Here is a 12,249-nt window from a genome sequence, read left to right on the forward strand (position 1 = left end):
GGTCGGAAGGCCGCAGGCATGACTTATCGGTCCGGCAAGCGAGCCTGCCGGTCCTGTTGTGCTACCAATCTGAAGTGCCGCGGCGTCTACGCCTCGGACAGCAAGATTCTTCAACCGACCGAGACTTCCCAGAGGCGGGCGTTCGACTGCCACACCGGCTGTCCTTTCAACGTCTTCGTCGCACCCCACACGTCGACCATGTCGTAAAGGAAAATGCCCGGCGCCTCCTTCAGTATCAGCTCATGGAAAGCGTCGAATATCTTCTGCCGCTTGGCCGGATCGGCTTCGACATAAGCCGCTTTCATCAATTCCACCGCCTTGGGATCGTCCCACATCAGTGAAGCGTTCTTGTCTTTGTTGCCGACGTAAAAACTGTACATCAGCGCAGGGTCGAGCCGCGGGGCGACCGATTGCGAAATCACCTGATAGTTGCCTGACCGGCGGCGGTCGACTTGTGTTGCGTAATCGAGAACTTCGATCTGCACATTCAACCCGGCCTGCTGCATCATCGCCTGCGCCATAACCGCAGCGGGAAAGCTTGGAACATTGCCGCGCTTGTTGGCGATGATGGTGATCGGTTCGCCCTTGTAGCCGGCATCGGCCAATTCCTTCTTCGCCGCCTCGATGTCGTAGGGCAGCCTCTGCTTCTGGGTATCGTCAAAATACACGGAATCTTGCGACACCATCGAGCCGTTCGCCTCGCCGGTTCCATTTGAGGCGGCTGCGACAAGCTCGCCGAGGTCGAGCGACATTGCCATCGCGCGCCGCACGCCGGGTTTGCTCAGCACCTTGTCGCGCGTCTGGATGTAGAACAGGTTCTTGCCGTTGTTGCGGGCGACGATCAGCTGCAGCTTATCGCTCGCCCTGATCTCCGGAATAAGGTCAGGCGATATCTCGGCGGTATCGAGGACGCCGGATTCCAGTCCTGCCTTGACGGTGGATGCATCGGGAATGACCATGAACTTGATGCCGTCGGCCAAAGGTCGCTTCGAGCCGACCATCCCGTCCGGCTTGCCGTCATTTTCGGGAGAGACGTAGGCGGTGAACTTGGCGAGACGGATGTACTCGCCTTTTCTCCATTCGTCCCACATGAACGGACCAGTCCCGACCGGTTTGACGAAACTACCATCCGCAGCCACGGAATCCGGGGAAATAATGGCAGTGTAACCGCATTCCGGGCGCGACATCAGACCCAAAAAGACGGCCGAGGGCTTTTCGAGCGTGATCCGGACGGTCGATGCGTCAAGCGCTTTCACACCAGTCACGGGGACGGCGCCGCCGGGCGCAAAATCGGAAAGGCACGTCCATTTCGTCTCGGGCTTGAGATAGCGGTTCCAGTTCCACACGACATCGTCGGCGGTCAGCGGCTTGCCATTGTGGAATTTCACGTCGTTTCGAAGGCGGAATGTATAGGTAAGGCCATCGCCGGAAACGTCGACGCTCTTGGCGAGCAGCGGCTTGACCTCGCCGCTATTGTTATAGCCGACCAGGCCCTCGACGATGTGCAGGATAACACCGTCGGTATTGCCGTCACGATTGACCCCGGGATTGCTGCTGCGCAGATCCGAACTCTGAGCCACGACGATGTCGCGCGCATGCCCGAGATCTGTCATACCGAGCAGCATCGTTCCGGCGAGAAAAATTTTCTTCATTGTTCTACCCTCTTTGTTTTGTCGATGATCAAGGTTGAAAATTGTCCCAGCAGGCCCGTGAGAGCCGGCCGATGGTTTCGAGCGCGATCGTGTAGCCGGGCGTGCCGTCCGCCATGGCCTGAGGCACGTCATCGGTGAATACGGCAATGGCATAGAAGGGCTCTTCGTCCAGATAAACGATGCCGGCGTTCATACGGCCGCGCTTGCCCGTGCCGCCCTTGTGCGCAACCACGGTGGCGAACGGCAATCTCGACGGGATCGCATAACGCAGGATCTGGTTCTTCAGGGTTTGAAGCGCATAGCGGCACAGCGCCTGCGAGCAGCCCAATCTCTCTGCCGCTTCCTTCGAAGTCTGTGCATCGAGGATCGCCTGCAGCAGAAAAACCTGGTCGCGTGCCGTGGTCGTGGTGACCGACCGCAGCGAGTGATCAGGTGATAGGGCCAGCGGTGGAATTAAAAAACGATGATGCGTGCCGCCCATGCCGATCGACTTGCAATAGCCGTCGACCTCCTCGAGCGTCAGCCGCTCGAAGACCATCTTGGTGCAGACATTGTCGCTCAACACCATCATCCCGGTGATCGCGTCGCGCAACGAAATGACGATGCCCGGCGTCAGATAGCGAAACATGCCGCTTGCCACTCCCTCGGCAAAGCGAGCCTCGTAGGTGATCGGCTCGTCGAGATCGAGCCGGCCTTCATGAACGGCCTTGAGCGCCGCCATCATGATCGATGTCTTCCGGGTACTGGCCGAAGGGGTTTCTTCGCCAGCGCCGCGCTCTATCGTTTCACCGGTGCGCAGGTTGCGCACCATGAACCGGGTGACGAATGGCTGCGCTTCGCAGATTGCATGAAGTTGTTCGGCCGTATCGGCCGATGTCGTCACGATAGCCATGTCAATTCTCCAAACGCCATTTGAGTGTCACACCACCGCTTGCATTGTGGTCGAGCGCGGGGATGGCCGAGAGGAGGCGACGCGTGTAAGACTCCCTCGGATTGTCGAAGATCGTGCCGCGGTCGCCTTGCTCGACGATGCGGCCTTCCTGCATCACCACCACGCGGTCCGCCACCTGCTCGACCACGCCAAGATCGTGGCTGATGAAAAGGCAGGAAAATCCGTAGCGTTTCTGCAGATCCGAGAAGAGGTCAAGCACCTGCGCACGGACGGTAACGTCGAGCGCCGACACCGGCTCATCGGCGATCAGGAATTTCGGCCGGCGCGCAACGGCACGGGCAATGGCGACGCGCTGTCGCTGGCCGCCTGATAATTCGTGCGGATAGCGGCTGGCATAGTCCCTCCCGAGGCCCACTTCTTCGAGCGTTTCGAAAGCCCGTCGCCGCTTGGCCTCGCCGCTCAGGTTCGGCACCAGACGCAGCGCCTCCTCTACAAGCGCGAGAATGGTCATGCGCGGATCGAGAGAGGAGTAGGGGTCTTGGAACACCATCTGGCAATCCAGCCGGTAGTTCTTCCAATCCTCGTTGCGGGACCGGCCCCGGAACGTGATCGTCCCGCCGCTTTCCCTGACAAGGCCGGCGATGGTGCGGCCAAGCGTCGTCTTTCCCGAACCGGAACCGCCGACGAGGGCGACCACCTCGCCTTCATAGACATCGATGCTGACCCCATGCAGGGCCCGCTTCCCTCGCGCCCTTTTCAGGAACGACCGGCGACCGGGATAGTCGACGACGATGTTCTGCGCCGAAACCATCGGTGTCTTGGTCTTGTCGATGGCGCGCGATTCACCGCGATAGGGGAGCGCCGAAAGGAGCTTGCATGTATAGGGATGCTGTGGCGCCGCGAGAAGCTTGTCGGCGCGCCCCTGCTCGACAATGGCGCCCTTCTCCATGACGATGATACGGCTGGTGTATCGGGCAACCATCGGCAGATCATGGCTGATCAGGAGGATGGCTGTGCCTTGCGCGGTCGTCAGATCGACCATCGGCTCCATCACGTCGCGCTGGATGACGGCATCCAGCGCCGTGGTCGGCTCGTCGGCGATCAGCAATGCCGGTTTCAGCAGCATGACGGAGGCCAGCATGATGCGCTGGCGCATGCCGCCGGAAAACTCATGCGGGTAGGAAGTCAGGGCGCCTTCAGGGTTGAGAATGCCGACGCGCTTCAGCATGTCGAGGATGCGCCCACGCCGCTCCTGCGGCGCCAGCTTCGTGTGCAGGACAAGCCCCTCCTCCAGCTGACGGCCGATAGTCATGGATGGATTGAGGGATGTCATCGGTTCCTGGAACACGACGCCGATCTCCCGGCCCCGCATCGCTCGAACATCGCTGTTGCTCATCGAAAGCACGTCGCGGTCCTTGTAACGCACGGTTCCGCCAGTCACGCGAACCGCCGCCGGCAGCAGCGACATCAGCGCCCGGGTCGCCAGCGTCTTGCCGGAGCCGCTCTCGCCGACAATGCCGACAATCTCGCCTGGCGCTATGTCGAAGCCGACGTCCTTGACGACCTGCAGGCCGGTGCCTGCAACCTCAAGCGAGAGACCGCAAACGTTCAAAAGCGTATCGCCGGTCATTTCAGCCCCCTCATACGCGGATCCAGCTTGTCACGAAGGGCGTCGCCCAGAAGATTGATGCCGAGCAGCGTCAGCGCGATGCAGAGGCCGGGAAAAAGGCCGAGCCACACGGCCTGCTGGATGAAGGGACGGCCGGCGGCAAGCATGTTGCCCCAGGTCGGCGCCGGCGGAGGCACACCTAGACCCAGGAAGCTCAGGGCGCTTTCCGAGAGGATGGCCCAACCGAACATCGACGTGGCAAGCACGGTGATCGGAGCAAGGCAATTGGGCAGGATGTGACGGACCATCGTGAAAAGCTCACTGTTGCCCATTATTCTGGACGCTTCGATGAATTCCCGCTCCCGCAACGACAGAACCGCGCCGCGCACGACGCGCGCCATGGACGGGGTGTAGGAAATGCCGAGTGCGAAGATGATGCCGTACTGATTGGCGCCGAATACAGCCAACAGACCAAGCGCCAGCAGAATGCCGGGGAATGCCTGGCCGCCATCGGTTTCGTTAGGGAAGACTATGACGGAATGAAAAAATCTCCGCAATATTATGCGTAATCGTCATATGTTTATGCAGAATGATAGGATGCACGAAACGCTGCGCTCCCTTGGTCTGGCTAAGTAAGTTACTGATTCAAATATTTTTTTGTGAAAGCTGGATCTGCCGTTTCAATGCATCGCTCAAAGATTGCGCTGCAATCGACAGGGGAACGCCTGCAGCACGTGCAAGCCCGAACTGCTGACGTGCAAGCGGAATGAACGGACGATGCACAACGGGAAGATGGCGATAGAGATTTGCATAGAAGCTGCTGATGATCGTGACACCGAGGCCATGGGCGACATAGGAACAAGCAGAACTGTTCGTATGCGTTTCGATCTTGACGGTCTGCTTCACGCCCGCCTGTTTGAAGCTCTGATCGAGCGCCATGCGATTGGGCCTTTGACGGCCGATGAGGATCAGCGGCACATCGCGCAGGTCCTTAGCCGAAATCTCCGCCAATTCTGCCAGCTGGTGATCCCTCGGGATGACGCAGACGCTTTCCCCGCTCGCCACCTGCTCGACTTCGATGCCGGGACCGATTTCCCCCTCCATACGCAGGAAGCCGATATCGAGCACACGCTCCTCGACCAGCTTATTGATGGCAATAGTGGTGTCGAAAAACGTCTCGATGCGGACAGTGGGGAAATCCCGCACGTAATCCACCAGCATGGCCGGCGCGAAGTTCTCCCACATACTGCTTGGCAGACCGATCCGCACGATTTCCGGCCCCGCGGCGCCGCTTCTCAGATCTTGAGCGCGCCCTGACATCCGATCCACGGCCAAGAGAATATTCTCTGCATCCCGGGCGAGGATGGCCGCCTCCGGCGTCGGGATCAGTCGCCCCTTGTCGCGTACAAAAAGGGTAATGGACAAATCCGCCTCAAGCTGCTGCAGGAGCCGGCTCACCCCCGACTGGCTGAGGCCCATGGCCTTGGCCGTCGCAATGGTCGATCCGGTGGACATCAGCGTCCGCAAGACCTCAAGCTGTCTGATGTTCATCGTGAAACGTCCTCTGCACCAGCGGCCCAGCGCCAGTCGGCAATGCTTCCCAGAAAAAGGCCTGCGGATTTGGCCAAGGGATATTTCTCGCCGCTAACGAGGCAGTAGGTCACCGGGGAGAAAAGCTGTTTCTCCTGCCGCAGTCCAGGCGTCGCCAGCGGCAGGCGCGCGAAGCCGATATCGGCCTCTCCGTCCGCCACCATCCTCTCGATCGCAAAATCGCTGCCGGAAGCGAGCTCCACGCGCATCGAACCGTGAGCGCCGAAGAAGGCCTTGATCATGCGGGGAAGCACGGTGGATGACAGGCTGGCCGGGAAGGCAAGGCGCAGCAGCATCTCGCGCGAATGACCGCTTTCCAATTTCACCGCCGCCGTTTTCAGCTCCCGCAACCGATCCGAAATGGCGCGGATATCCGGCCCGAGCCGCCGGCCTTCACGGGTCGGAGACAACCGGTTCTTGTCATGTTCGAACAGACGGAAGCCGAGATAATCTTCAAGCTGCTGCAGCAGTCGGCTGGTATTGGATTGTGAAATGCCGAGTTCCAGCGCGGCGGCGATCGTCGATCCCGTTGCCGCGATCGCATCAAAGGCCTCGATATGCTTGAGGCTGATTCCTGCGCTGACTGCCCTAACCATGTGATGACTTTCCTCGGTAGCCAATTCGAAAACTGCATAAGATTGCAGCGCTGTCAAAAGCAGACAGCGACGGTGGGCGCAATCGGCGCGGCGGCGGGCGTGGCTCAGTTGCTGGGCGCAAGCGAGGAGCTGCTGAGCACGCAGGCGCACCGCGAAAAATTTGACGACTGCCTGAAATGGGGAAATCGTCAACCGAGCTGCGACCTCTACGCGCGCGTCAGAAGACTGAATGAGGCCGCAGACCTGTGGACCGCTTGGTATGGCGAACCACCGGGAAGCTGAACTGCTTGCGGGCCAGAGGCCGTATAACCTCTGTCAATTCGGGCTTTTCGTGACTTCGCGTTCTGGAGGTGCTTCAGCCGCGCCGGCCTGCTTCGGCGAGGCTGAGACTGGCAGCGCGGATCCGACAATCTGTTCCGGATATGGCTGTCCGGCGCTCGCAGGAACACCCCTTGCTTCACTGCGCCCGCAGAACCTCGTTCCAGTGCGCGATCAGCCGCGCACGCTTTACCTGGTCGAGATAGACCATCAACCCGGGACTGACAGGCACCGGACGAAGTTGGGCGCCGAGTAGTTCCTGCAGCGTATTGGCGGTGTTCTCGCCCGCCACCTCGGGACTGACGGCCGGAATCTGCAGCTCGCGCGCCATGATCGTCTGGCCCTCCTTCGACATGAAAAAGGCAAGGTAGCGGCGGCCGAGCTCCGGCTCGGCTGCAGCCTGCGGCACCAGGCCGATGCGCGACATCACCACCGTATAGTCCTTCGGCAGCACGATGCCGACATCGGGGTGCCGCGAAGCCCAGTCGGCGGCGTAGGAACCGAGAATATTATAGCCGAGCACGAAGCGCCCGTCGGCGACGCGTTCGAGAATCGCCGAGCTCGTCGAGTAGAGCTTGACGCCGGCCGCGCCCATCGCGCCGATCACCGACCAGATGTCGCCGAATTGCTCCTGATCGCGCGCCATGAAAAGAAAGCCGACGCCCGATCGCTCGATATCGTAGGTGCTGATCCGGCCATAGACCGCGTTGCCCTTGCGCTTCAGATAGTCCACGAATTCCGCCCGCGAGCTCGGCACCGGCTCGTGCGCAAAGCTCGGCTTGTGATAGACGAATACCGCCGGCTCGAAAGTCAGCGCATAGGCGGTGTTGCGCCAGTTCGCCCATTTCGGCCATGTAGCGCTCATCGGCAGGTTGCTGACCTGCGCATAGCCGTCATTGGAAAGTTTCACCTGGAGGTCCATCGCCGAGGAAAAGGCGAAATCCGCCGTTTTGCCACCGGCATCCGTTTCCCTGACGATCCGGTCGTAGATTTCCCCGGTCAGCATGTCCTCATAGCTGACCGCGACATCGGGGTTGGCTTCCTGGAAACCGCGGATCATCGGTCGTGCCAAGGGTTCGTCCAGCGAAGAATAAACCGTCAGCACCGGTGCGGCTGTATTACCCGACTTCGCCGGATAGAAGGCTTGCTCGGCCAAGGCACAACCCGGCCAGAACACCAGCAGCAAAATGAAAATTCTCCTCATACCGCAACAATGCCCGAGCACGGCGGGAGGAGCAAGGGCGCAGGATCTAGGCGGCCGCCGCGAGCGGAATTGTTCGGCGGATGGCAAGTATTGGTGTGGAACAACGACAAAGCACCTGCCGGCCTGACGACCACTTTAACCATAAATGATTATGGTTTCCCGGCAGCCTTTGCCCGTTTAGAGTATTGATGAAGATCGGCGACGATATAGGGTGCGCTGCCACGTTAAAACGTCGAAGCCGCCCGAATTTTCTTATTCGGGGGACGACACTGCGCGACAAAAACTCTATAAAAAGCTGGATTACTCTGTGAGATCCATGGGAGGGGTCATGGAACGACGACTGAGCGCTATTCTCGCTGCGGATGTCGTCGGCTACAGCCGACTGATGGGCATTGATGAATCAGGCACCTTGCAGGCGCTGAACCGCCATCGCTGCGAGCTGGTCGACGTTCGCATTTCCGACTACAAGGGCCGGATCGTCAAACTCACCGGCGACGGCATCCTTGCCGAATTCCAGAGCGTGGTGAATGCCGTCGCCTGCGCCGCCGAAATCCAGCGCAGCATGTCGGCCCGCAACGCGAACGTGCCCAAGGACGAACGCGTCGAATTCCGCATCGGCATCAATCTCGGCGACGTCGTCGTCGAGAACGGCGACATTTTCGGCGACGGCGTCAACCTCGCTGCCAGGCTTGAACGCATTGCCGCGCCGGGCGGCATCGCCGTGTCGGCGTCGGTGCGCGATCAGGTTGGCTCACGACTCAATCTCGGTTTCGAATTCATCGGCGAACATACGCTGAAAAACATCCGCCAGCCGGTGCAGGTCTATACCGTTACTCTGGGCGCGCCCTCCTCGGCCAGGCTGGTCGCGCAAAACCGCAACACCTGCTTCATCGCGGTGCTGCCCTTCACCAATATGAGCGGCGATGCCGACCAGGATTATTTCTCCGACGGCATAACCGAGGACATCATCACCGATCTCTCCAAGATCTCCAGCCTGCACGTCGTGCCGCGCAACACGATCTTTACCTATAAGGGCATATCGGTGAAGTTGAAGCGGCTCGCCCAGGAACTCGGCGTGCGCTATGTGCTCGAAGGAAGCGTGCGCATCTTCGACAAGCGCGTGCGCATTTCCGGCCAGCTGATCGACACCGCCAATGGCGACCATCTCTGGGCCGAGCGCTACGACCGCGACCTCACCGACATCTTCGCCATTCAGGACGAGATAACCCAGGCGATCGTCAGCCAGCTGAAGGTGCGCCTGCTGCCGGAGGAGAAGAAGGCGATCGCCAACGAACCGACCGCCAATGTCGAGGCCTATACCTATTATCTCAGGGGCCGCCAGCTCTCCCACACCTGGACGAAATCCTACCTGCAGCTCGCCAGACGTATGTTCTGCAAGGCGGTGGAGCTCGACCCTGAATATGCCCGCGCCTATGCCGGCATTGCCGACTGCGACGCAGCGATCCGCGACTGGGCGCCTGACGATGTGCCGCTGGCGCGCATCCTCGAGATGAGCGCTCGCGCCCTTCAGCTCGACCCCAATCTTCCCGAGGCCCACGCCTCGCATGGACTGGCCCTGCATCAAAGCGGCCTCGATGATCGGGCGGCGGCCGCCTTCGAACGTGCCCTCACGCTCGACCCGAACCTCTTCGAGGCGAATTTCCATTATGCCCGGTTCTTCTTCATGCACGGCAATTTTGCCGAATCGGTTCAGTACTTCACCCGCGCCGCCGAAATCCGTCCTGACGACTACGTCTCGCCGATCCATCTGATGTCCGCCTACCGCTCGCTCGGCCGTCCGGTGGATACGGAAAACTGGGCGCGCCTCGGCCTGCTGCGGGCCGAACGTGCGCTCAATCTCAATCCGGAAAACTCCGGCCCGGCCCATCGCGGTGCGCTGGCGCTTGCCCATCTCGGCGATGCGGCGCGCGCACGCGCCTGGGCCGCCCGCGCCATCGCCATCGATCCCGACGACATCGTCGCCCAGTATAATCTGGCCTGCGTCTATTCCGTCCTCGGCGACGTCGATCAGGCGATCGAGCTCCTCGAGAAACTGCTGCCGAACAGCTCGGTCTATCACATCAAATGGTTCAACAATGATTCCGATCTCGACAACATCCGCGGCGATCCCCGCTTCCGGAAATTATTGGCCATCGCGATGACGGAACGTGAACGGATCGAGAGGACCGGGAGCTGAAATCTCGTCCCTGGCGATTCACCGAATTTTGAAAATCGCTATGACATCGCTCCGCCACCTCTGTAATCTCCTTTGAAAACAGAGGGAACATCCGTGCGCATCCTGCTCACAGAAGACAATATCGCGTTGGCGGACGGTCTGTCGGCAATCCTGCGCGGTACGGGCCATGCCGTCGACGTCGTCCATGACGGCGCGTCGGCCAATGCGGTTATCGCGGCGGAAAGTTTCGATCTTGTCATTCTCGACCTCAACCTGCCCGAAATGGATGGGCTCGACGTGCTGCGCGCCATGCGCGCGCGGCAGAACCAGGCGGCTGTCCTGATCCTGACGGCGCGGGGGGCGCCAGAGGAAAGGGTGAAGGGGCTCGATCTCGGCGCCGACGATTATCTGATCAAGCCGTTCGACATTGCCGAATTCGAGGCCCGCGTACGCGTGTTGCTGCGCCGCCAGGCCGGGCTGCGGTCTGCGACCGTCGGCTTCGGCGGCATTTCCTTCGACCTCAATTCCCGTACCTTTTCATCTGGCGATACGCCTCTTGATATTCCCGCCCGCGAACTTGGCTTGCTCGAAATCCTCTTCATGCGGGCTGGCAAGGTCGTCGCCAAGGAGGCGATCATCCAGTCGCTGACCGCCTTCGACGACGACATCTCCGCAAACGCCATCGAGCAATATGTCAGCCGGCTGAGAAAGCGCCTCTCGCCGTATGGCCTGACGGTCAAGACCGCTCGCGGCATCGGCTACTATCTCGACAAGCTGCCCGAGGCCCCATGAAAGCCGCCTATTCCCTCAGGCGCCGACTGCTCTTCTGGCTGCTCATCTCGACTGCCGTCATCGGTACGCTGGCGCTCGCCGATACCTATCGCGAGGCAGTCCAGACCTCGAACATCGTCTCCGACCGCGTGCTCGCCGGCTCCGCCCTGGCAATTGCCGAACGCGTCGTCGTCGCCGAAGACGGTACGCTGCAGGTCGACATCCCCTATGTCGCACTTGAAATGCTGACCTCGGCTGCGCAGGACCGTGTCTTCTACCGCGTTGACGGCCCTCCGGGTCAATTCATCACCGGCTACCAGTCCCTGCCGGTCCTGAAGAACACGCCCGGCAATGCCGCAGCCTTTGCAGATGACAGCTTCCGCGGCGAGCCGATCCGCATCGCCACCCTCGAGCGCTCCGCCTCCACCGGCATCCGCTCCGTGCCCTTCGTCGTGACGGTCGCCGAAACCACCATCGCCCGCCGGCAATTGACGCAGGCGATCCTGGTGCGCTCGGCATTGCGCCTCGCCGTGATGATCTTGGGCGCGGCAGTGATCGTCTGGATTTCGGTCACGGTGGCGCTGCGCCCGCTCTACAAGCTCGGCGACGCCATCGGCGAACGCAGTCCCGACGATCTGCATCCGATCGAACAGACCGTGCCGAGCGAGGTCGAGCCGCTGGTCGATACGGTGAACTCTTTCATGGTTCGCCTGCAGTCGGCCCTCGATGCTCTGCGCCATTTCACCGGCAATGCCAGCCATCAGCTCCGCACGCCGCTGGCGATCATCCGCACCCAGCTTGCTCTTTCGGCCCGCGCCGGCGCACTGGATGAAGCCCACGCGGCGGCGCTGAAGGGCGACCAGGCCGTGGCGCATGCCGAGCGCATCCTTGCCCAGCTTCTTCTGATGGCGAAGATCGACGCCGCCACTGCCAAGGAGGCGCTCACGGCCTCCGCCATCGACCTTGCAGCAATCGCCCAGGAAATCACCGGTGAACAGATCCCGGCAGCCGCTGTCGCCGGCATCGATCTCGGCTTCGAGGGTGAAAGCCCGGCGATGATCCGTGCCGAACCGCTGCTGATCGGCGAGATGCTGCGCAACCTCGCCGGCAACGCCATCGCCTATGCCGGAAAAGGGGCGGAGGTCACCGTCCGCATCATCGCGGCCGCGGAGACGGTCCGCCTCGAAGTCGAGGACAACGGCCCCGGCATTCCGCCCGAGAAGCTGGAGGCGGTACGCAGACGCTTTTCGCGCGGCAATGAATCCGGCGCGCCCGGCGCCGGCCTCGGCCTACCCATCGTCGAGGAAATCGCCCATCTTTTCAACGCCGTACTGACACTGGAGCCCGGCACGGGCGGCAGGGGTCTGACGGCGGCCGTCACCTTTGCCAGGGCGGTGTAAAAGCCGTCAGCATCTCGACCTTTCGATCTTGCTTTCTTTCG

At 61.1% G+C, this 12,249-nt stretch carries 9 protein-coding genes and 2 pseudogenes; 4 read left to right on the top strand and 7 right to left on the bottom strand.

What is annotated here, in order from left to right:
- Positions 1-110 precede the first annotated feature (110 nt).
- The 6 genes and pseudogenes from J0663_RS05835 to J0663_RS05860 form a co-directional block, all read right to left on the bottom strand.
- Positions 111-1,652, bottom strand: coding sequence for an ABC transporter substrate-binding protein (locus J0663_RS05835; RefSeq protein WP_207243518.1), 1,542 nt, complete (start codon positions 1,650-1,652; stop codon positions 111-113).
- A gap of 28 nt (positions 1,653-1,680) precedes the next feature.
- Positions 1,681-2,544 carry a serine hydrolase gene (locus tag J0663_RS05840; RefSeq protein WP_207243519.1) on the bottom strand — a complete coding sequence of 288 codons (864 nt, stop codon included), beginning with the start codon at positions 2,542-2,544 and terminating at the stop codon, positions 1,681-1,683.
- A gap of 1 nt (position 2,545) precedes the next feature.
- On the bottom strand, positions 2,546-4,174 hold the full coding sequence (locus J0663_RS05845) for a dipeptide ABC transporter ATP-binding protein (protein WP_207243520.1): 1,629 nt from the start codon (positions 4,172-4,174) through the stop codon (positions 2,546-2,548).
- A pseudogene (locus J0663_RS05850) lies at positions 4,171-4,653 on the bottom strand (ABC transporter permease); the annotation flags it as partial. The pseudogene J0663_RS05850 and the gene J0663_RS05845, both read right to left, overlap by 4 nt.
- A gap of 145 nt (positions 4,654-4,798) precedes the next feature.
- Positions 4,799-5,704, bottom strand: coding sequence for a LysR family transcriptional regulator (locus J0663_RS05855; protein WP_207243521.1), 906 nt, complete (start codon positions 5,702-5,704; stop codon positions 4,799-4,801).
- A gap of 41 nt (positions 5,705-5,745) precedes the next feature.
- Positions 5,746-6,339: pseudogene (locus tag J0663_RS05860) on the bottom strand (LysR family transcriptional regulator); the annotation flags it as partial.
- Between the two features lie 72 nt (positions 6,340-6,411).
- Here J0663_RS05860 and J0663_RS05865 point away from each other — a divergent pair.
- Positions 6,412-6,621 carry a hypothetical protein gene (locus J0663_RS05865; protein ID WP_207243523.1) on the top strand — a complete coding sequence of 70 codons (210 nt, stop codon included), beginning with the start codon at positions 6,412-6,414 and terminating at the stop codon, positions 6,619-6,621.
- Positions 6,622-6,796: 175 nt separating this feature from the next.
- Here the strand turns inward: J0663_RS05865 and J0663_RS05870 are convergent, their stop codons facing one another.
- Complete coding sequence (locus J0663_RS05870; RefSeq protein WP_207243524.1) at positions 6,797-7,843, bottom strand: ABC transporter substrate-binding protein; 1,047 nt, start codon at positions 7,841-7,843, stop codon at positions 6,797-6,799.
- Positions 7,844-8,189: 346 nt separating this feature from the next.
- Between J0663_RS05870 and J0663_RS05875 the strand changes: the two genes are divergently transcribed.
- From J0663_RS05875 to J0663_RS05885, 3 genes are all read left to right on the top strand, one after another.
- Positions 8,190-10,058, top strand: coding sequence for a TPR end-of-group domain-containing protein (locus J0663_RS05875; RefSeq protein ID WP_207243525.1), 1,869 nt, complete (start codon positions 8,190-8,192; stop codon positions 10,056-10,058).
- 93 nt (positions 10,059-10,151) lie between these two features.
- The gene (locus tag J0663_RS05880; RefSeq protein WP_207243526.1) at positions 10,152-10,829 is read left to right on the top strand and encodes a response regulator; all 678 of its coding nucleotides are present in this window, start codon (positions 10,152-10,154) and stop codon (positions 10,827-10,829) included.
- Positions 10,826-12,208 (top strand): sensor histidine kinase, encoded by a 1,383-nt coding sequence (locus J0663_RS05885; RefSeq protein ID WP_207243527.1) that lies wholly within the window; start codon positions 10,826-10,828, stop codon positions 12,206-12,208. Before J0663_RS05880 ends, J0663_RS05885 begins: the two co-directional genes overlap by 4 nt.
- Positions 12,209-12,249: the final 41 nt, after the last annotated feature.

It is taken from the genome of Rhizobium lentis, assembly GCF_017352135.1.
GTDB classification, from domain to species: domain Bacteria; phylum Pseudomonadota; class Alphaproteobacteria; order Rhizobiales; family Rhizobiaceae; genus Rhizobium; species Rhizobium lentis.